Below are 19472 nucleotides of genomic sequence, written 5' to 3'. Positions count from 1 at the left end.
TGTGGGCGGTTTGTGGGGGAAACTGATTCCATGACGCAACCGCACAGCACGGGCAAGGGCGGCTTCGAGATCCGTGGTGGGGGTTATCGCGCCGAAATCGCGGCAGCCGGTGCAGGTTTGCGATTGCTTGATCACGAGGGGCCGTCCGGCAAACGTGCGCTCACCGAAACCTGGGAACTCGGATCGAAGCCGCCGCTGTCGGCCGGTTTGGTCCTGGCGCCATGGCCCAATCGGATTCGGGACGGGCACTTCATGTTCGACGGTATCGAGCATCAACTCGAGATCACCGAACCTGCCCTGAACAACGCCAGTCACGGGTTTGTGCGTCGTCGCAATTGGAGCCTCGTAGATCACACCTTCGATCGCGTCGAACTGTCGGTCGACGTGGGCCTGCACAAGGGCTGGCCGTATCCGCTTGCGCTGTCGATCGTCTACGCAGTGGACGAAACAGGATTGACGGTCACCCACACCGCGACCAACAAGGGCGCCACTCCGTCGCCCTTCGGACTTGGCACGCACCCGTTCATCCGCGTCGGTGATGTCCCACTCGACGAGTGCTCACTGCACCTGGCAGCGGGAACACGATTGCCGATCGATCCGGAGCGGATGCTGCCGAACGCGTATTCGCAGGCCGTCGAGGGCACGGATTTCGATTTCCGAACCCCGCGCCCACTCGAAGGTGTGCAGCTGGACACGCCGTTCAGTGCATTGGACGTGGTCGACGGTAGTGGCCGCACACAGCACGAATTGCTTGCGCCGGACGGGACCGGGACCGCACTGTGGACGACGCGCGAGTTTCCGTGGATTCAGGCCTTCATCGCTGATCCCGCAAACGGTAAGGGCTATCCCGACCGTGGTCGGGCCTTGGCGCTCGAACCGATGACATGCCCGCCGGACGCCTTCAACTCGGGAATCGACATGTTGATTCTCGGCCCAGGCGAAACGTGGTCCGGCGTGTGGGGGATCCGTGCACTTTGATCCGGAGGATCGTGCTCTGTGATCTTGGGATCCAGCACTGGGTACTGTGATCCGTATCCCAGATAGTGGGAGGCTGTAACAAACGGCTGCGAAGTCTCGATAGTCGCGATTTGCCGAACACCGTTCGATTCGGCGGCACATTTTGCGCGGTGGGGCTGGATCTGTGAGGCGTTGCGCGAGAAGGAAAGTCCAGATCAAGGCCATGTGCGAATCCTGAAATGCGAGCTGGAGCACAGTACTTCGGCGCTCTGAAACCTGTTGCAGTTTCGGGGTATATGTCCGACACTGATCGACGTGCAAAACCCCCGTGGAGCGACCCTCCCTGGGCGCGTTGTGTTCGGTGCGACTAGTTTCTAGTTGATCGTATGTAGTTACTCGTTGGTTTGAGCTTGAGAGGGATCCTTCGTGCCCGCTGACAATGACACAAAGCCCACGCTTACTTACCCCGGTGGTGAGCACACGATGTCCATTGCCAGGGCAACCGAGGGCAATGACGGCATCGAACTGGGAAAGCTGCTGGCCGATACGGGGTACACCACCCTCGACCCCGGCTTTGTGAACACCGCATCCACCAGTTCCGCAATTACCTACATCGACGGCGAGAAGGGAATCCTGCGCTACCGCGGATACCCCATCGAGCAGTTGGCAGGTAAGTCCACCTTCATCGAAGTCAGCTACCTGCTGATCTACGGTGAGCTCCCGACCGATGCACAGCTCGAGTCCTTCACGGACCGCATCCGTCGCCACACTCTTCTGCACGAAGACCTCAAGCGGTTCTTCGACGGATTCCCGCGCAACGCACACCCGATGCCGGTTCTTTCCTCCGCAGTCAACGCGCTCTCCGCGTACTACCAGGATTCCCTGGATCCCGAGGATCCGGAACAGGTGGAACTCTCCACCATTCGTCTTCTCGCGAAGCTGCCGACCATCGCGGCCTACGCATACAAGAAGTCCGTCGGACAGCCGTTCCTGTACCCGGACAACTCGCTGAACCTGGTCGAGAACTTCATGCGCATGACGTTCGGTTTCCCGGCCGAGCCGTACCAGGGTGATCCCGAGATCGCCAAGGCACTCGACATGCTGCTCATCCTGCACGCAGACCACGAGCAGAACTGCTCCACGTCCACCGTGCGCATGGTCGGCTCTTCCGACGCGAACCTCTTCACCTCGGTGTCCGCCGGCATCAACGCACTGTGGGGCCCGCTGCACGGCGGCGCCAACCAGGCCGTGCTCGAGATGCTCGACGACATCAAGGCAAACGGCAGCACCGCAGCCGAGTTCGTCCGCAAGGTCAAGAACAAGGAAGACGGCGTGAAGCTCATGGGCTTCGGGCACCGCGTCTACCGCAACTACGACCCGCGCGCCGCGCTGGTCCGCGAGACCGCGCACAACATCCTCGGCAAGCTCGGCGGCGACGACGAACTGCTCAATATCGCCATGCAGCTCGAAGAGGCCGCCCTCACGGACGACTACTTCATCGAGCGCAAGCTGTACCCGAACGTCGACTTCTACACGGGTCTGATCTACCGCGCGATGGGCTTCCCGCCCCGCATGTTCACCGTGCTCTTCGCCATGGGCCGTCTGCCCGGCTGGATTGCGCACTGGCGTGAAATGCACGAGGATCCGGCTACGAAGATCGGCCGCCCGCGCCAGATTTACACCGGCTACACCGAGCGTGACTATCGGGATATAACCACCCGCTAGCCCCTGCCCACAATTTTCGCCTCAACGAGGAGGACCCATGAGTAGCAAGCCCGTAATCGAGTTCCAGGAAGGCCCCGCGCCGACCGATCTGGTCATCAAGGATCTGGTTGTCGGAGAAGGCGCCGAAGCCGTTCCCGGTGGCACCGTCGACGTTCACTACGTCGGTGTCGAGTTCGAGTCCGGTGAAGAGTTCGACTCTTCCTGGAGCCGTGGTGAGTCCATTCAGTTCCCGCTTCGTGGCCTGATCAAGGGTTGGCAGGACGGCATCCCGGGCATGAAGGTCGGCGGACGTCGCCAGCTCACCATTCCGCCGGAGCTGGCATACGGCCCGGCCGGTGCAGGACACCAGCTTTCCGGCAAGACCTTGGTCTTCGTGATCGATCTGCTGGACGCCAAGTAATTTACTGTGCGCCTTTATTAACCCCCCGCGGTTAATAAAGGCGCACAGCACAAGAGCCCCGCACCGTCAGGTGTGGGGCTTTCTTGTGTGGTCAGTGCGCCGTCTTTCGTCGGTAAAGCCAGTTCGACCACACAAATCCCACGGCGGCGATGCCCACGCACCACGCGAGCGCGATCACGGCACTGTTCCCGATCGGCGTGCCCATCAGGAGTCCGCGCACCGTCTCGATGATCGGGGTCACCGGCTGGTGACGGGCAAACCCCTGTAGCCAGGACGGCATGGTCTCGGCCGGTACGAAGGCAGTGCTGATGTAGGGCAGGAACATGATGGCGAAGGTGAATCCGCTTGCTGCCTCCGGGTTCTGGGCCAGGAGCCCCAATGCCGTCGAGAGGTACGACATGGCGAATACGAAGGCGACGATCACGGCGGCGACGCCGAGCCAGCGCAACGGATCGCCGGTGGGCCGAAATCCCATGATCAGAGCGACGACGATCACGATCGCCGTCGTCAGGACGTTGCGGACGACGCTGGCCAGTACGTGCCCGGTCAGGACGGACGATGGTGAGATCGCGAGCGTCCGGAAACGGTCGATGATCCCGTCCTTCATGTCGCTCGAGACGCTGACGGCGGTGGTGGAGGCACCGAAACCGGCACACAGCAGAATGATGCCTGGCACGACATAGTCGATGTACTCGGTGCCGGTATTGATAGCGCCGCCGAAGACGTAGACGAACAGCAGCATGAGCATGACCGGCAGGGCTATCGCGGTGATCATCGAATCAGGGCTGCGGAGAACGTGTTTGAGATTTCGGCGAAGCATCACCGAGGAGTCGATTGTCATGGTGGAGGTCATCGAACGCTCGCAATCTCGGGTTGGCCCGATCCGGTGAGTGCGAAGAACACGTCGTCCAGATCCGGAGTGTGAACGGAGAACTTCTCGACGGTGATCGACGGGTCGTCAATCGAGTCGAGGATGGCTTTGATCGACGGAACCGTCCCGTCGGAAGGGATGTGCAGGGTCAGAATCTCGGCATTCGAATGTGCTTGCGGAAGTGACGCCGCGGCGAGATCGAGTTGAGCGAGGTTCTCGAATTGCAGCGCGACATGGCCGCCCGGAACCAGACGTTTGAGTTCGTCCGGTGTTCCCTCGGCGACCAGACGACCGCCACTGAGCACACCGACGGTGTCGGCCAATTCGTCTGCCTCGTCGAGGTATTGGGTGGTGAGGAAGATCGTGACACCTGAAGCCGTGAGACCACGAACTATCGACCACATTTCGTGGCGGCTTCGCGGGTCCAGGCCGGTGGTGGGTTCGTCGAGAAAGACGACGTCCGGTCGTGCAACAAGGCTCATCGCGATGTCGAGTCGTCTGAGCATGCCGCCCGAGTAGTCGCCCGCTCGCTTGTCACCGAAGTCCGTCAGGTTGAACTGGTGGAGTAGTTCGTCGGCACGTCTTCGAGAGTTCTTCCGGCCCAGGTGATTCAGCTCGCCCAGGAGGGTCAGGTTCTCGGAGCCGGTCAACAGTGTGTCGACGGCCGCGTACTGCCCGGTGACGCTGATGCGTCGGCGAACGTTCCGTGGATCGCCGGGAAGCGAATGACCGGCCACAGTGACCTCGCCGGCGTCGAAGGGTATGAGGGTGGTGAGAATTCTTACGGCCGTTGTCTTTCCGGCGCCGTTCGCGCCGAGGAGCGCGTACACCGATCCGGCCGGGACCGACAGGTCGAGTCCGCCCAGAACCTGTTGATCGCCGTAGCGCTTGCGAAGTCCGCGGACCGAGATTGCGGGGATCGTTCCTGACATCGAGACCTCCAAGTGAGAACTGTGTATGGCATAAACTCGTGTTTATAGCGTACACAGTTCTAGGATGAGGGCAAGAGCAAAGAGTGGGAGCTGTATGGATGGCGGCGCGCTACCGAGGGCGGTCGAACTGGCCTGGGGACTGGATCAGCCTGGAACGCGGGGTCCCAAGAAAGGGCTCAGTCTCGAGCAGATTCTCGACACCGCGATAGAGCTTGCCGACGCTGAAGGTGTCACGGCGCTGTCGATGGGCCGGGTGGCCAAGTCCCTCGGATTCACGACCATGTCGCTCTATCGCTACGTAGCGAGCAAAGACGAACTGATCGAACTGATTTCGGATCGAGTGATCGGCCCGCCGCCGGTAATTCCCGACGGAGTGTCCTGGCGCGCCAAGCTCGAAGTGTGGGCGAACCACGAGTACGCCACGATGCTGAGTCGACCGTGGTGGCTCAAGCTGCCCATCACGGCTCCACCGACCGGGCCCAACAACATGGCGTGGCTCGATGCGGGCCTGAGCGCGCTCGACGGGGTCGCTCTGAGTGCTGCGTCGAAGTTTCAGGTGGTGACCAACGTGTCGTTGTTCGTCATCGGCCGCGCCCGATTCTCGGCCGACCTGGCCTCGCGGTCGGCACAATCGGCAGACGACGACGTCGCATACGGTGCTCTCATTGCTCGTGTCATCAATCGCGAGGACTTTCCCTACCTCAGTGCCGCAATCGAGGAGGGTGGTTTCGAGGACGGCAGCCCGGAGGGTGAAGCAGCCGGCGATGACGCTTTCGATTTCGGTTTCTCGCTGGGCCTCCTTCTTGACGGAATCGAGAAGCTGGTGCAGCGGTCAGGACACCAGCGCGGCGGCACTGACGTCGTCGATGATCAGGTCGGTGATCAGCCCACCTCGTAGTGCGCCCTCCAGCGCGGGCAGTTTTGCTGTTCCGGCGACGATGCACACGCGCCTGGCGACCTTCTCGAAAAGGTCCAGTCGTGGGCCGCTCGCGCGCTCGTTGAGTTCGATTCCGCGGTAGCTCCCGTCTGACCGGAAGAACACGGTTGCGATGTCGCCGACTACTCCGTCGCGTCGAAGTGCTTCTGCTTCATCGGGTTCGAGGTATCCGGCGGTGTAGACGTGACTCGGGACGTTGCCGCCCGGTACGCCGATGCTGAAGACTGCCAGGTCCATTCGCTTTTGCATGTCCAGTACGCGTTTGATACTTCGTTCGCGCCACAACTGCTCCCGGGTTTCCGGGTAGTCGAAGAATGCGGGGACCGGAAATCCTTGGGGGAGAGCGCCGTAGGCGTCGGCGATGGTTCTGATGATGTCGCTGGCGTACGAGATTCCGGTGGTCCGAGTATTCGCGGCGCCGTTGAGTTGCACGACGTACGAGTTGTACGTGCGTTTGGGGGCAAGGTGCTTGCTGACTTCACTGAGAGTGGTTCCCCAGGCGATCCCCATCACCATGTCGCTGTCGAAGAACGACGCCAGTAGCCTGCCGGCAAAAGTCGCGACCTTCTCGAGGCGCTCGAGATCTCCCACCAGTTCCGGGACTGTCACCACGTGGGCACGTACCCTGTATCGCTCCGAGAACTCACGCTCGATGCGGGGTGCTTGGCCGTGTGGGGTGCTGATCTTGATCTCGACGAGTCCGGACGTGCGCGCATAGGTGATCAGTCGCGAGACCGTGGATCTGGATACGCCCATGTCGCGGCCGATGGCGGCCATCGTCTGATCTTGGAAGTAGTAGAGGCGCGCGGCCTGGACGGCGTCGGAGATGCGAGGGTCCGCGGGGTCGGAGGTCGGGAAGTCGGAGGTCGGGGATTCCATGGCATTGTCCTGTCTGCACGTTCGTGCACGAGCGCTGAACCGAATCTTATCGGAGTAGCACCTGGCCGCCGCACTCCCGCGCGACAATTTCCTGAAACGTATCTGTTACCCGCATTACGGTGCGGAAATGCCCGGTTTGCACGTATGTGCACTGGCTATGCATGAATGTGCAACTGGCCTTAGGCTACGGATGCAGCAATCCAAACTATGACATGCATCACAATTGAGTGAGGGTGGGATGGAGAAAGCCAAGCGATTAGGGCTCCCCGGCGAGTTGGCAGCCGAGTTCGCAGGAACGATGATCTTGATCTTGTTCGGCGTCGGAGTTGTGGCGCAGGTGGTGTCCGGCGGGAGCGGCGGAGGGCTCGGTGGGCATGACAGCATCGCGTGGGCCTGGGGCCTGGGTGTCATGTTCGGAATCTATGTCGCCGGCCGGGTGACGGGTGCTCATCTGAACCCTGCCGTCACGTTCGCCTTCGCGATCTTCCGGGGATTCTCCTGGCGCAAGGTACTGCCGTACACCCTGGCGCAGACCGCTGGAGCCTTCGTCGCCGCGTTGATCGTCCGCTGGAATTACAACGACATGCTCAATGCAATTGATCCCGGACACACGACCGCCACTCAGACGATCTTCTCGACCATGCCCGGAAACGGAACGCTCCCGGTCAGCCTCGGCTCGGCGCTGATCGATCAGATCATCGGCACCGCCATCCTGTTGTTCCTCATCGTTGCAGTCACCGATTCTCGGGGAACTCCGCCGCTCGCGAATCTCGCGCCGTTCGTCGTCGGATTGATCGTGGTGGGAATCGGATTCGCCTGGGCGACCAACGCGGGCTACGCCATCAACCCGGCGCGCGACTTCGGCCCGCGACTGGCGTCGTATCTCACCGGCTACGGAAGTGCGTGGCGGGATCAGTACGGGAGCTTGTATTTCTGGGTGCCCATCGTGGGACCTCTGATCGGCGCTCCGATCGGAGTGTTCCTCTACGACAAGCTGGTTGGACGATTCCTGCCTGACGACGAGTCTGCAGAGAAGGCGATCGAGGAGCCGGCGACGATACCGGCGTGATCGCGAATCAACATCTCTGAGTAAATCTCTCGCACTTTCTCTCGATACCAAAGGGGTAGCACGATGGCGCAGTTCGTAGCCGCGATAGACCAGGGGACCACCTCCACACGTTGCATGATCTTCGATCACAGTGGGCACGTGGTTGCCGTCGAACAGCACGAGCACACACAGATCTTTCCGCAGGCAGGGTGGGTCGAGCACGATCCGATCGAGATCTGGGACAACGTCCGCAACGTCACCGCGGGCGCGTTGGCCAATGCGGACCTGACCGCGGCCGATATCGCATCCGTCGGAATCACCAATCAGCGAGAGACGGCGGTGGTGTGGGAACGCGCGACCGGAAAACCCGTCTACAACGCAATCGTCTGGCAGGACACGCGTACCGATCGGATCTGCACGGCTCTTGCCGGCGATGACGGACCCAAAAAGTACACGACGGTCACTGGATTGCCACTCGCAACGTACTTCTCGGGTCCGAAGGTCAAGTGGATACTCGACAATGTCGAGGGTGCTCGCGAGAAGGCCGAAGCAGGCGAGTTGTGCTTCGGCACGATGGACACCTGGGTGCTGTGGAACATGACCGGTGGTGTCGAAGGCGGAGTGCACGCCACCGACCCCACCAACGCGTCGCGCACTCTGTTGATGGATCTCGACACTCTCGCATGGGATTCGGCGATCTGCGCCGACATGGGTATTCCCGAATCCATGCTTCCCGAGATCCGTAGCTCGTCCGAGATCTTCGGATTCGTTCGTGAGCGTGGCACGCTGTCCGGAGTGCCGATTGCAGGAATTCTTGGCGATCAGCAAGCAGCGACCTTCGGTCAGGCCTGCCTCTCACCGGGCGAAGCGAAGAACACTTACGGAACCGGCAACTTCGTGCTCCTCAACACCGGCACCGAAAAGGTGATGAGCAAGAACGGATTGCTGACGACGGTCTGCTACAAGATCGGTGACCAACCGACGATCTACGCGTTGGAAGGATCGATCGCCGTGACCGGTTCGCTGGTTCAGTGGTTGCGGGACAACCTCGGAATGATCAGCAGTGCAGCAGATATCGAGGTGGATGCGCGTTCGGTGGACGACAACGGCGGAGCGTACTTCGTGCCCGCGTTCTCGGGTCTTTTTGCTCCCCACTGGCGTGCCGATGCCCGCGGCGCCATCGTCGGCCTGACTCGGTTCGTGAACAAGGGCCACCTTGCCCGTGCGGTGCTCGAAGCGACCGCGTATCAGAGCCGTGAGGTCATCGATGCGATGAACCTCGACTCGGGCGTCGATCTGAAGGTTCTCAAGGTAGACGGCGGAATGGTCGCGAACGAACTGCTCATGCAGTTCCAGGCCGATCTGCTCGATGTCGAGGTGATCCGTCCGGTGGTTGCAGAGACCACGGCATTGGGCGCAGCGTATGCAGCCGGTCTCGCAGTCGGGTACTGGGACAGCGAGGACGATATCCGCAGCAACTGGGCGAAGGACAAGAGTTGGACGCCTTCGATGGATTCGGCCGAGCGTGACCGGTTGTACGCAGGTTGGCAGAAGGCCGTCACACGGACCCTGGACTGGGTCGACGCGGACTGATCCTGCGTCCCCAATTTCTACCTATTTTCAAGTGAAGGAACCCTTTTCATGAGCACAGCACAAGCATTGAGTCCGTCCTCGCGGGCGGAGTCGCTGAAGAAGTTGGAAGAAACCGAACTCGATGTCCTGGTCATCGGCGGTGGCGTGGTCGGCGCGGGCAGCGCACTCGACGCCGCAACTCGAGGTCTGAAGGTGGGCTTGGTGGAGGCACGTGACTTCGCGTCCGGAACCTCGAGCCGGTCCAGTAAGTTGTTCCACGGCGGACTGCGCTACCTCGAGCAGTTCAATTTTGCGCTCGTGTTCGAGGCACTGCGTGAGCGGTCCCTGGTACTGAACTCGCTGTGTCCGCACCTTGCGAAGCCGGTGCCGTTCATCTACCCGCTCGAGAAGCTGATCGACCGGCCGTACGTCGGTCTGGGCATCGGCGTTTACGACGTGATGGGCGCAGGCCGTGGGGTTCCCTCACACCACAAGCATGTGGGAAAGAAGAAGACCCTCGAATCGTTCCCTTCCGGAAAGCGTTCTGCCATCCGCGGTTCGGTCAAGTTCTACGAGGGACAGGTAGATGATGCCCGGCACACGATGATGCTGGCGCGCACGGCAGCCGAGTACGGCGCGCTGTGCGTCAACAGCACGCGCGTCGTCGGTTTCCTCCGCGAGGAGGACCGGGTTGTCGGTGTGAAGGCAGTGGATCTGGAAACCGGTCGCGCGTTCGAGATCCGGGCTCGCCAGGTCATCAACGCAGCAGGCGTGTGGACTGACGAGATTCAGGAAATGGTCGGTGGGCGAGGACAATTCCAGGTCCGCGCGTCCAAGGGCGTTCACCTGGTCGTCCCGCGCAACCGCATCAACTCGTCAACCGGAATCATCACGCGGACCGAGAAGAGTCTGCTGTTCGTGATCCCGTGGGGAAGCCACTGGATCATCGGTACGACGGACACGGACTGGAACCTCGACCTCGCGCATCCGGCAGCGAGCCGAAGCGACATCGACTACATCCTCGGTCATGTCAACAAGCTCCTCCAGGACGAGCTGACGCACGAGGATGTCGTCGGTGTGTACGCGGGACTGCGTCCGTTGCTGTTCGGCGAATCGGATTCGACCAGCACTCTCTCCCGTGAGCACGCGGTGTCGAGTCCGGTTCGGGGTTTGACGGTGGTGGCCGGTGGCAAGTACACCACCTATCGCGTGATGGCCAAGGACGCAGTCGATTCCGCGGTGCACGGACTCGAGCAGAAGGTGCCGAAGTCGTGCACCGAGCGTATTCAGTTGGTGGGCGCCGACGGTTACTTTGCCGCGTACAACAACCGGCACCTCACCGCTGAGCGCACCGGACTGCACGTTTCGACTATCGAACACCTGCTGGGTCGCTACGGCACTTTGGCTGACGAGTTGTTCGAACTCATCGAAGCGAGGCCGGAACTGGGACGGCCGTTGGACTCTGCCCCCGAGTACCTCGAGGCGGAGATTCACTACGCCGCGAGTCACGAGGGTGCGCAGCATCTCGACGACATCCTGACCCGCCGTACTCGTATATCGATCGAGGTCACGGACCGCGGCGACGCGGCAGCCGCGGAAGTAGCCGAACTGGTTGCGCCGGTGTTGGGTTGGACCCCCGAGCACATTGCCGAGGAGATCGAGCACTACCGGTTGCGCGTTGCAGCCGAGCGGGAATCTCAGGAGCAGCCCGACGATCTGACGGCTGATGCGGCGCGCCTGGGTGCACCGGACGTTCGCACGGGCGTCACCGTAGGGTGACTTCCGCTGTGCGCCTTTATTAACCGCGCGGGGGTTAATAAAGGCGCACAGCAGAGCGGCGCGAACGCCGTACCTGCGCGTACTCGTAGGCGTTCTGCCAGGCGACGGTGGCCACCAGCACCCAGATGATCCATGTCGCGCTCATATGTGTGCCGACGACGCCCATGACGATGGGGATCGCGGTGCAGGGGATCGCCCAGCCGAGCAGCCACCGTCGGTCCGACCGCGCAAACAGCCCTGCCACCGTGCTGATTCCGAAATAGACTGCGATGCTTCCGCACAACAGCCACCGCAGATTCGCGGGCGTATGCTCCGCACCGTGTTCGGTTGCCGCTCCGAGTCCTGCGACCAGAACCGCGATTGCGCCGGTGGTGAAACAGTGCATGGCCATGTCGATGCGAGCGGGAAACTTCTCGGGCTGCAGGTGCGGAACGCCGGCGTGACCGTAGAGAAGCGAGAGCGCCCACATACCCGAGAGCAGGACAAACGACCCGACGGCGAGGCTGACCACCGTTGAGTCCCAGGTGAGCTTCGAGGCCGCGGAGATCACGAGGATCACACCCTCGCCCAGCACGATGATGACGTACAGGCCTAGCCGCTCTGCAAGGTGAGCCCGTTCGGAGTGCAGGGCTTCGAGTTCGGGCATCCGATCGTCCTTGAACCCACGGATCTTGATGATGCGGTCGAGCTTTTCCTGCGCGTCTGCCATGATCGCGGTGCCGGAGACGATGAACATGATCAGCAGATCGATGGTCACACCGGCGGTCCAGAGCCAGAACCGAGTTTCGCCCTCGAACCAGAACGAGACGATCCACGGAATCACGCCGAGAGACATCTGGGCGATCGGCCAGTCCACGACTATCTGGCCGTTGTGCCACACCCGACTCGCGAGCAGACGTACGGCCACGTAGGCGACAGCGAAGGCCAGCGCATGGTTGTCGTGGATGCCGGCCACGGCCGCCATCATGACGGCCAGTCCGAACATGGCGATCAGCATGCTCGGGATTCGGACGCGGTCGCCGGCAATGTTGCCGTACATCGTGAACGTCGCCCACGCGGTCCAGAACGCGAGATAGAGCAATGCGTAGAGCGCGACATCCGACCACGACGGCGAACCGTGGAGCAGGTGAGCCAACTGACCGATACCGGCAACCACGACCAGGTCGAAGAACAATTCGATCCATGACGCGTGTCGCTCGAGCACCGCCTTCTGCTTCGAGTCCGGTTCATTTCCGAGTTCCGACATAAAGCTCAGTATCGGTTATCGGCATCAACCGTGCTGGTAGGCAGCGAACTTGTCCGTTTTCTCGAAGTTGTGCTTATGCTGTCCGTTGAGTGATCTGGATCATAGTTCGGGTGAGGTGGTCGACGTGCACGGTAGCGGTAACCTCGCGCTGTCCGCTGCGGACTACGACCGTGTCTTTGCGATCCTCGACTACTGTTCGGCCGCGAGAACGCTCGATCAGCTCAAGAACCTCCTCATGGTCGCGTTGCACGATCACTACCGCTGCCCCAACACCACCTTCCTCGTCGGTCCCACATTCACGTCGGCATTCGCTGACCCGAATCCGGTGACCACGGGTCGGATTACTCCGATTCTCGACGAGTATCAAGCGCGGTGGTATCCCGATGACGTGTTCGCGACAGCGCAATCTCGGGCAACATTGATGTCGTCCCCGGCCATCACCCACACTCAATTATTGGATGTGCCATCGGAATCGGCGACGTACCTCAGCGATTTTCTTTATCGCAAGCGTTTGCACAGCGCAGCGGTCATGCACCTCCAACTGGCTCATGGCGTTCACGGATTGGTCGGGATTTTCGATTCGGAGGGCAAGGATCTGTCCGCGACCGACGTGGCGGGCTTGGGGATAGTGGGTCGGCAACTATCACTGTTGTGTCAGACCTTGCCCGGTCAGTCGAGTCCGAGTTGGCAGGAAAAGTTGACGCGGCGGCAGCGTGATCTTGCCGAACTGTTGGCCGACGGCCATACCAACGACGAGATCGCGGTGATCTTGTCGTTGAGTCCCGACACGGTGAAGAAATACGTCAGCCGGATCCTCGCTGTGCTGCACGTGCGCAATCGGGCGGAGTTCGTGAAGTTGGTCTACCAGCACAAATTGGCCGACCAGCAGGCCTGAAATTATCCACTTTCGTGCACTGTGACTGGCGTCACTCGATGGATAGCCTTTGTGTGCACGGCCAAGAATTGGACCACGGCACAAGGAGAAACTCATGAGCAGGCTTCGCTTCGGGTATTTCATGGCACCGTTCCACGTCCCCGGACGTAATCCGACGGCAGCGTTGCAGCGCGATCTCGAACTGGTCGAACATCTCGACCGGTTGGGCTACGACGAGGCGTGGTTCGGTGAACATCACTCCGCCGGAAGCGAAATCATTGCATCACCGGAAATCATGATTGCCGCGGCATCGCAGCGGGCACCGCGAATCCGGTTCGGAACCGGCGTGACGTCGCTGTCGTATCACAATCCTCTGTGGGCAGCTGATCGAATCATGCAGTTGGACCATCTGACTCACGGTCGCACGATCTTCGGCGTCGGGCCCGGATCGTTGCCCACCGACTCGGCGATGATCGGACTCAATCCGACAGACACGCGAGAGTTGTTGCAGGAGAATCTCGACATCGTCGTTCGGCTGCTCCGTGGCGAGACGGTATCGGCAAAGACGCGCACTCACGAGTTGTTCGACGCGAAGCTGCAACTTGCCCCGTATTCGGAGAATGGTATCGAAATAACCGTTGCCGCAGTCGCTTCCCCGACCGGGCCACGCCTGGCCGGCACACATGGTCTGGGTTTGCTGTCCATCGGTGCGACCCTGTCCGCCGACGGTTTCGATGCGCTGGCACATCATTGGAACGTGATGGAGGAGCGCGCAGAAGCCAACGGCACTACGGTGGACCGTCGCAGGTGGTCTCTGGCGGGGCCGTTCCACATCGCGGAAACCGAGGCGGAAGCGCGCAAGCAGGTGGAGTACGGAATCGAGGAGTGGTTCGACTACTTCCAGCACGTCGCGGCCTTCCCTCAGATGGCGGTCTCGGGGTCTCGTTTGAACGAGATGATCGACTTCGTCAACGAGGCGGGAATCGGCGTTATCGGCACGCCGGAGCAGGCTCGGCGTCAAGTGCAACGACTGTGGGATCAGTCCGGTGGATTCGGATGCATGCTGCAGATGGGACATGACTGGGCGAATCCGCAGGACACGCGTCGTTCGGCAGAGTTGTTCGCGCAGGAGGTCTTTCCCCATTTCCAGGGGCAGGCGCAGGCCACGTTGGATGCAGCGCAGCATGCACGGGCCGTCCGGGAGGGACATGCCAAGGCACAACTCGACGCGGTGGATCACATGACGAAGAAGTACGCCCAAGAGGTCGCAGACAAGGCCTGACGTGTACATCAGGGTCGAGGAAGGCCGGGTCAGCGTCGAGGATGCCGGGAACCTACGGGACTTCCATGTCGAGGTGCCGTCGGACATGACCGAGCGTGAACTCGACGAGGTGCTGCGCGCTCGGGATTTCGGTTATGCGCGCGGTGCAAGCGCTTTCATTCTCACGAAGCGAATCGAGAACGCTGCGGCAGGCGTGGCGGAGATGATCGACTACGCCAAGAGTAAGGGCTGGATAGACGAGGACGGAAAAGCCTTGCAAGCCCACGTTGTTCGCACGTAGCGGCTTCTTTCAGACCATGTCTTTCTTCTGTAGCCATCGCAAGATGGGCCAACCGCAGAAGACGGGCAGCCAGCAGGTCAGCACGCGGTAGAGGAGGACCGACGGGACCGCAATGCTCGCGGGGAGTCCGAATGCCGTCAGGCCGCCGATGAGGGCGGCCTCGACGGCGCCGACGCCGCCGGGTGTCGGGGCGGCAGATGCAAGCGTTCCGCCGATCATGGTCACGATCGTGACGGTGATGAACGTTGTTCCGCCGCCGAACGCTTCGACGCTGGCCCACAGTGCCAATGCTGCGCCGAGAGTTGTTGCCGCACTTCCGCCGACGATGATGAGGAAGCGTGTGGGGTTACGTGCCAGCTGACTCAGTTCGCCGAGAACCTCGGTGATCTGCGGCTTGAGGTCCTCGTTGAGCCAGCGCCGCAGTTTGGGGATGAACATGAATGCGCCCAGAATTCCCAGGGCGATGCCGCCGATGAGGGACAGCACTGTCGTTCCGGGGATGAAGTGCGACAGGTTGGCATCTCGGCCGGCCACGACGGAGAAGAAGATCAGCAGACCCACGTGGGTCACTACTTGAACCGTCTGTTGCAACGCAACTGCAGCTGTGGCTCGGACGGTTCCGAGTCCACCCTTCTGGAGGAAGCGCACACTCAGTGCCAGGCCGCCGACACCGGCCGGCGTGGTGGTGGCCGCAAACGTGTTGGCCACCTGCATGATCAGCAGATGTCGATAGCTGACCATCGACGACGCGCAGGCCCACAGCGCTGCGGCGGCACCGACATACGTCAGTGCTGAGACTCCGAGTCCCAGCAGTGCCCACCACCAGTTGGCGGTCTCGAGTTCGGACAGGAATGTCGGCACCTGAACCACGAACGGGTAAGCGACGTAGACCAAGCCGATGAGGAGCACCAGCTGGATGATCTGATTGCGACTGAATCGTGTGACCTGTGCCGGGGCGACTTTCTCGATGCCGTTCTTGGCGCCGACTTCGTCGCGGATCTCGGTCATCAGCGGGGTGGAATCGGGGATTCCCTTGCGGATTCGGTTCGGCATAGCTGAGGCGGTCAATCGTCCGGAAGCGGCAAGAATTGTTTCCGCGCCCTGGGTGCGGATAGCCGCGTCCACAGCCGACTCGACGCCGAACAGTGCTGCCGTGGTGAGGAGCAGCTGTGCGTTGTCCGATTGCATCTGCACGTCGGTAGCGCCGAATTCGGAGTAGGCGTAACCGCCGAACAGGACTCCGCCGCCGTCGATGTGGATCTCGGATGCGCGGAGGTCGCCGTGTGCCATCTGGTGGACGTGCGTCGTGTGCAGTGTCTGCCACAGTGTGTCGACAAGCTTGGTGGACGGACCGTCCGCGTCGAGATCCTCGGTTTTCTGATCCCGGGCAGCGACTGTGAGTGGGATCCCACGGGGAGTGGGGCGAGCGTACATTTCCCAGCCACGATCGAGTGGTGCGGTTGCCACTGCCTTGGAACTTGCGAGTCCGATGTCGGCAAACGCGATTCCCATCAACGCACGATGTTCGACGGCTCGGCGGAGCGACGCATGACGCGGCGGAGTCTCGCGATTGCGCAGGGAAATCCAGCGGAAAGTCTGCCGGATCACGCCGCTGCTGCGCTGATTCTGTCCGTACAGTTCGACGGTCAGATCCTCGCAGAGTTCGTCGTCGGGGACTTCGTCGACGGCTGCGGACAGTACGAGTGGACCGAGACCTGAGGGGCTGACCACTCGGAACGCCGTGACCCGGTAGCCGCGTTTCGACAGCACACGCACTGCGGAATCGAGCGGAACTTCGAGAGCGGGTGTGCCGACCAGCAGGACGATGACGGCACCGATGAGATAACCGACGGCCAATCCGAGCATCGACCGGGCGGGCACGATCGCACTGACGACGAGGTGGATCGGCGCGAACAGCAGAAGCAAGGTCCACCAGACTCGTCGCCACTTCTTTGCCAGCCACGGTCCGGACACGGTCAGAACGGCGGCCAGCATCGCGATCCAGCGGGGATCGTCGAGGAACTGGGACAGGAAGGTGGCGTCGAGGCGGTCGGGCACGTCGAGGTGCCATTTCGGGGCGGAGAGGCCGGTTCCGGTGAAGGACAGCGCCACCAGCGCGCACATCGCCGCCGCGGCATATCCGGCAAACAGTTTCCAGCGTCTGCCGACGATCAGTTCGATGAGAATCGCGAACGGCAGAGCCAGGATAGAGAGGCCGTACAGCAGGTACACCGTGTCGGACAGGCTGGGCGAGAGAACACCGACGATGTTGGACACGGAGGTCTCGAGGGCGTCCCACTGACTACGAGTGATCAGCGAACCGGCGATCACACCGCCAAGGACTACCGCAGCAAATACGACGCGCATGATGTCGCTGGTTCTGCGTTGCAGCGGCGGCAGCAGACTTCCCGTTACCGGGATGTCCCGTCCGTCAACACGCATATCCTCAGAACTCTTCTCATGCAGGTATCGGCAGCCGTTGTGGTTACCTCGACTCAAAGTACCGTGCCGGCGTCAGTGCGCCGCAAGGCAGCGACGTGTTGTCCATCCGCGAGCAAGCACGTGTTGCCGCGCGTTCGCGGTAAATGCAGCAGAGATCGTACGTGGCCGGACATCAGAGCGTAAAATTCACATTCCGGATGCTCGACGGTAAGGAGCGCACCACTTATGAGTCCTGAGTCGAACGGTGTCGACGGTCGGGTTCCAGACTTGTCCGTCAAAGGCGCCAGAATCTCCGTGACCGAGGACTACGCGCACGAGATCGACGAGATTGCGAACCTGACGGACAAACTCGGTGGGCTGGAGCCTGCCGAATACGCGGATGCCTGGAAACAGGGGTACCCGTACGAGAAGAAGATGTCGCGGCGGGAGTACGAGCGTAAGAAGCGCCGCCTCCAGATCGAATTGCTCAAGCTGCAGTTGTGGGCCAAGGAGACCGGTCAGAAGATTCTGATCATCTTCGAAGGGCGAGACGCGGCGGGCAAGGGTGGTTCCATCAAGCGGTTCACAGAACATCTCAATCCGCGTGGCGCGCGCGTCGTTGCCCTGGAGAAGCCGACCGATATCGAGCGCACACAGTGGTATTTCCAGCGGTACGTCGCGCATCTTCCGAGTGGCGGCGAAATCGTGATGATGGACAGGTCGTGGTACAACCGCGCCGGCGTCGAACGTGTGATGGGGTACTGCACGCCGACGCAGTATCTCGAATTCATGCGGGAAGCACCGGACTTCGAGCGGATGCTCGTCAACTCCGGGATTCACCTGCACAAGCTGTGGTTCTCGGTGAGCCGTGAGGAGCAGTTGGCGCGGTTCGCCGCCCGTCGAACCGACCCGGTGCGTCAGTGGAAGCTTTCGCCCACCGACCTTGCCTCCCTGGACAAGTGGGACGATTACACCCAGGCCAAGGAGGCGATGTTCTTCTACACGGACACCGGCGACGCTCCCTGGACGGTGATCAAGAGCAACGACAAGAAACGCGCTCGGCTCGAGGCGATGCGTCACGTGCTCGCCTCCTTCGAATACCCCAACAAGGATCACCGGGTTGTGGGAATCCCGGATCCCCTGATCGTCGGACCGGCGTCAGCCGTCTTCGAAGAGGGCGAGCACGTCAACGTCGAGTTGCCGACCCTGGCCTAGGTTCGCCTGTTCAGATCGAACTGGCCTCCGCCCACAGATTGATGCCGCTCTCACGCGCGTGTCGATCGATGGAGGCGAGTTCGTCGGCGCTGAACTCGAGATTGTCGAGTGCTCCGACGTTGGCTTCGAGCTGCGACACACTGGATGCTCCGATCAGCACCGAGGTGACGCGCGAATCGCGGAGCGCCCAGCTGAGCGCGAGTTGCGCCAATGACTGGCCACGACCACGGGCGATGGCGTCGAGGGCCCGGATGTGGGTCAGAGCATCGTCGGTGAGCCACGACGGGTCGAGTGATTTGCCTTGTGCCGCACGTGAATTCTCGGGGACGCCGTCGAGGTAGCGGTCGGTGAGCATTCCCTGGGCCAAGGGGGAGAACGCAATCACGCCGACGCCGAGTTCGTCGACAGTGGCGAGTAGATCCTGTTCGATCCAGCGGTTCAGCATCGAGTAACTCGGCTGGTGGATCAACAGCGGAACACCGGCTGCTTCGAGTAGTGCGGCGATCGCGCCGGTGCGCTCGGGGGAGTACGAACTGATCCCCGCATACAACGCCTTGCCCTGCTGGACGGCGCTGATGAGAGCTCCGGCAGTCTCCTCGATCGGGGTCTCCGCGTCGGGGCGGTGACTGTAGAAGATGTCGACGTAGTCGATACCGAGGCGGCTCAGCGACTGGTCGAGTGAAGCCAGCAGGTACTTGCGTGAACCGCCGAAACCGTAAGGGCCCGGCCACATGTCCCACCCGGCTTTCGACGAGATAATCAACTCATCGCGATGGGATGCAAAGTCCTCCCGCAAGATCCGTCCGAAATTGGTTTCGGCACTGCCGTACGGCGGGCCGTAGTTGTTGGCCAGATCGAAGTGGGTGATGCCGAGGTCGAATGCGCGTCGTAGCACGGCCCGTTGGCGGTCGATGGGGACGTCGTCGCCGAAGTTGTGCCACAGGCCCAGTGAAATGGCGGGAAGCTTCAACCCGCTCTTGCCGGTACGACGGTAGGGCATGGTGTTGTAGCGATCGGGCTGCGCGACATACGGTTCGGACATTGTTCCTGCCTT

At 61.5% G+C, this 19472-nt stretch carries 17 protein-coding genes; 11 read left to right on the top strand and 6 right to left on the bottom strand.

What is annotated here, in order from left to right:
• Nucleotides 1–30: 30 nt before the first annotated feature.
• The 3 genes from FEZ60_RS05815 to FEZ60_RS05805 all read left to right on the top strand — a co-directional run bounded on the left by FEZ60_RS05815 (nt 31) and on the right by FEZ60_RS05805 (nt 3082).
• On the top strand, nt 31–978 hold the full coding sequence (locus FEZ60_RS05815) for an aldose 1-epimerase family protein (protein WP_172935727.1): 948 nt from the start codon (nt 31–33) through the stop codon (nt 976–978).
• A gap of 405 nt (nt 979–1383) precedes the next feature.
• The gene (locus tag FEZ60_RS05810) at nt 1384–2682 is read left to right on the top strand and encodes a citrate synthase (RefSeq protein WP_033234107.1); all 1299 of its coding nucleotides are present in this window, start codon (nt 1384–1386) and stop codon (nt 2680–2682) included.
• Between the two features lie 37 nt (nt 2683–2719).
• On the top strand, nt 2720–3082 hold the full coding sequence (locus FEZ60_RS05805; protein ID WP_003940440.1) for an FKBP-type peptidyl-prolyl cis-trans isomerase: 363 nt from the start codon (nt 2720–2722) through the stop codon (nt 3080–3082).
• A 91-nt stretch (nt 3083–3173) separates the two neighbouring features.
• On the opposite strand, the gene FEZ60_RS05800 is transcribed toward FEZ60_RS05805, so the two are convergent.
• A complete protein-coding gene (locus tag FEZ60_RS05800) occupies nt 3174–3935 on the bottom strand; it encodes an ABC transporter permease (RefSeq protein ID WP_095888383.1) in 762 nt (253 codons plus the stop codon).
• On the bottom strand, nt 3932–4885 hold the full coding sequence (locus tag FEZ60_RS05795; RefSeq protein ID WP_172935726.1) for an ATP-binding cassette domain-containing protein: 954 nt from the start codon (nt 4883–4885) through the stop codon (nt 3932–3934). Before FEZ60_RS05795 ends, FEZ60_RS05800 begins: the two co-directional genes overlap by 4 nt.
• Nucleotides 4886–4979: 94 nt before the next feature.
• Here FEZ60_RS05795 and FEZ60_RS05790 point away from each other — a divergent pair, with 94 nt between their 5' ends.
• Entirely contained in the window at nt 4980–5783 is an 804-nt protein-coding gene (locus tag FEZ60_RS05790; RefSeq protein ID WP_095888385.1) for a TetR/AcrR family transcriptional regulator, read from the top strand.
• On the opposite strand, the gene FEZ60_RS05785 is transcribed toward FEZ60_RS05790, so the two are convergent.
• The gene (locus tag FEZ60_RS05785; protein ID WP_172935725.1) at nt 5718–6701 is read right to left on the bottom strand and encodes a sugar-binding domain-containing protein; all 984 of its coding nucleotides are present in this window, start codon (nt 6699–6701) and stop codon (nt 5718–5720) included. The genes FEZ60_RS05790 and FEZ60_RS05785 overlap by 66 nt on opposite strands.
• A gap of 238 nt (nt 6702–6939) precedes the next feature.
• Between FEZ60_RS05785 and FEZ60_RS05780 the strand changes: the two genes are divergently transcribed.
• The 3 genes from FEZ60_RS05780 (at nt 6940) to FEZ60_RS05770 (ending at nt 11100) form a co-directional block, all read left to right on the top strand.
• Nucleotides 6940–7770 carry an MIP/aquaporin family protein gene (locus tag FEZ60_RS05780; protein WP_045069052.1) on the top strand — a complete coding sequence of 277 codons (831 nt, stop codon included), beginning with the start codon at nt 6940–6942 and terminating at the stop codon, nt 7768–7770.
• A 63-nt stretch (nt 7771–7833) separates the two neighbouring features.
• Nucleotides 7834–9342: a glycerol kinase GlpK gene (glpK, locus tag FEZ60_RS05775; RefSeq protein WP_033234112.1), complete on the top strand. Its 1509-nt coding sequence runs from the start codon at nt 7834–7836 to the stop codon at nt 9340–9342.
• A gap of 48 nt (nt 9343–9390) precedes the next feature.
• Nucleotides 9391–11100 carry a glycerol-3-phosphate dehydrogenase/oxidase gene (locus FEZ60_RS05770; protein WP_045069054.1) on the top strand — a complete coding sequence of 570 codons (1710 nt, stop codon included), beginning with the start codon at nt 9391–9393 and terminating at the stop codon, nt 11098–11100.
• A gap of 34 nt (nt 11101–11134) precedes the next feature.
• Here FEZ60_RS05770 and FEZ60_RS05765 read toward each other — a convergent pair whose 3' ends face one another.
• The gene (locus tag FEZ60_RS05765) at nt 11135–12346 is read right to left on the bottom strand and encodes a low temperature requirement protein A (RefSeq protein WP_033234114.1); all 1212 of its coding nucleotides are present in this window, start codon (nt 12344–12346) and stop codon (nt 11135–11137) included.
• Between the two features lie 124 nt (nt 12347–12470).
• Here FEZ60_RS05765 and FEZ60_RS05760 point away from each other — a divergent pair, with 124 nt between their 5' ends.
• From FEZ60_RS05760 to FEZ60_RS05750, 3 genes are all read left to right on the top strand, one after another.
• Nucleotides 12471–13241, top strand: coding sequence for a helix-turn-helix transcriptional regulator (locus tag FEZ60_RS05760; RefSeq protein ID WP_230590122.1), 771 nt, complete (start codon nt 12471–12473; stop codon nt 13239–13241).
• A 94-nt stretch (nt 13242–13335) separates the two neighbouring features.
• A complete protein-coding gene (locus FEZ60_RS05755; RefSeq protein ID WP_045069061.1) occupies nt 13336–14502 on the top strand; it encodes an LLM class flavin-dependent oxidoreductase in 1167 nt (388 codons plus the stop codon).
• Nucleotide 14503: 1 nt separating this feature from the next.
• Nucleotides 14504–14782 carry a hypothetical protein gene (locus FEZ60_RS05750; protein ID WP_033234117.1) on the top strand — a complete coding sequence of 93 codons (279 nt, stop codon included), beginning with the start codon at nt 14504–14506 and terminating at the stop codon, nt 14780–14782.
• Between the two features lie 9 nt (nt 14783–14791).
• Here FEZ60_RS05750 and FEZ60_RS05745 read toward each other — a convergent pair whose 3' ends face one another.
• Nucleotides 14792–17224: a lysylphosphatidylglycerol synthase transmembrane domain-containing protein gene (locus tag FEZ60_RS05745; protein ID WP_033234118.1), complete on the bottom strand. Its 2433-nt coding sequence runs from the start codon at nt 17222–17224 to the stop codon at nt 14792–14794.
• A 225-nt stretch (nt 17225–17449) separates the two neighbouring features.
• Between FEZ60_RS05745 and ppk2 the strand changes: the two genes are divergently transcribed.
• Complete coding sequence (ppk2, locus tag FEZ60_RS05740; protein WP_162487757.1) at nt 17450–18418, top strand: polyphosphate kinase 2; 969 nt, start codon at nt 17450–17452, stop codon at nt 18416–18418.
• Between the two features lie 10 nt (nt 18419–18428).
• On the opposite strand, the gene mgrA is transcribed toward ppk2, so the two are convergent.
• Nucleotides 18429–19460 carry an L-glyceraldehyde 3-phosphate reductase gene (mgrA, locus tag FEZ60_RS05735; protein WP_172935724.1) on the bottom strand — a complete coding sequence of 344 codons (1032 nt, stop codon included), beginning with the start codon at nt 19458–19460 and terminating at the stop codon, nt 18429–18431.
• Nucleotides 19461–19472 lie beyond the last annotated feature (12 nt).

It is taken from the genome of Rhodococcus sp. MS16 (genome assembly GCF_013277795.1).
Lineage (GTDB): Bacteria > Actinomycetota > Actinomycetes > Mycobacteriales > Mycobacteriaceae > Rhodococcus_F > Rhodococcus_F globerula.
The sequence above is the reverse complement of the archived record's forward strand: the minus strand, read 5'-3'. Positions and strand labels throughout refer to the sequence as shown.

Coding starts and splice junctions, on each gene's coding strand:
- FEZ60_RS05755 (WP_045069061.1), top strand. CDS start 13,336: ATGAGCAGGCTTCGCTTCGGGTATTTCATGGCACCGTTCCACGTCCCC.
- FEZ60_RS05790 (WP_095888385.1), top strand. CDS start 4,980: ATGGATGGCGGCGCGCTACCGAGGGCGGTCGAACTGGCCTGGGGACTG.
- FEZ60_RS05800 (WP_095888383.1), bottom strand. CDS start 3,935: ATGACCTCCACCATGACAATCGACTCCTCGGTGATGCTTCGCCGAAAT.
- glpK (WP_033234112.1), top strand. CDS start 7,834: ATGGCGCAGTTCGTAGCCGCGATAGACCAGGGGACCACCTCCACACGT.
- mgrA (WP_172935724.1), bottom strand. CDS start 19,460: ATGTCCGAACCGTATGTCGCGCAGCCCGATCGCTACAACACCATGCCC.
- FEZ60_RS05765 (WP_033234114.1), bottom strand. CDS start 12,346: ATGTCGGAACTCGGAAATGAACCGGACTCGAAGCAGAAGGCGGTGCTC.
- FEZ60_RS05745 (WP_033234118.1), bottom strand. CDS start 17,224: ATGCGTGTTGACGGACGGGACATCCCGGTAACGGGAAGTCTGCTGCCG.
- FEZ60_RS05780 (WP_045069052.1), top strand. CDS start 6,940: ATGGAGAAAGCCAAGCGATTAGGGCTCCCCGGCGAGTTGGCAGCCGAG.
- FEZ60_RS05805 (WP_003940440.1), top strand. CDS start 2,720: ATGAGTAGCAAGCCCGTAATCGAGTTCCAGGAAGGCCCCGCGCCGACC.
- FEZ60_RS05785 (WP_172935725.1), bottom strand. CDS start 6,701: ATGGAATCCCCGACCTCCGACTTCCCGACCTCCGACCCCGCGGACCCT.
- FEZ60_RS05795 (WP_172935726.1), bottom strand. CDS start 4,885: ATGTCAGGAACGATCCCCGCAATCTCGGTCCGCGGACTTCGCAAGCGC.
- ppk2 (WP_162487757.1), top strand. CDS start 17,450: ATGAGTCCTGAGTCGAACGGTGTCGACGGTCGGGTTCCAGACTTGTCC.
- FEZ60_RS05770 (WP_045069054.1), top strand. CDS start 9,391: ATGAGCACAGCACAAGCATTGAGTCCGTCCTCGCGGGCGGAGTCGCTG.
- FEZ60_RS05815 (WP_172935727.1), top strand. CDS start 31: ATGACGCAACCGCACAGCACGGGCAAGGGCGGCTTCGAGATCCGTGGT.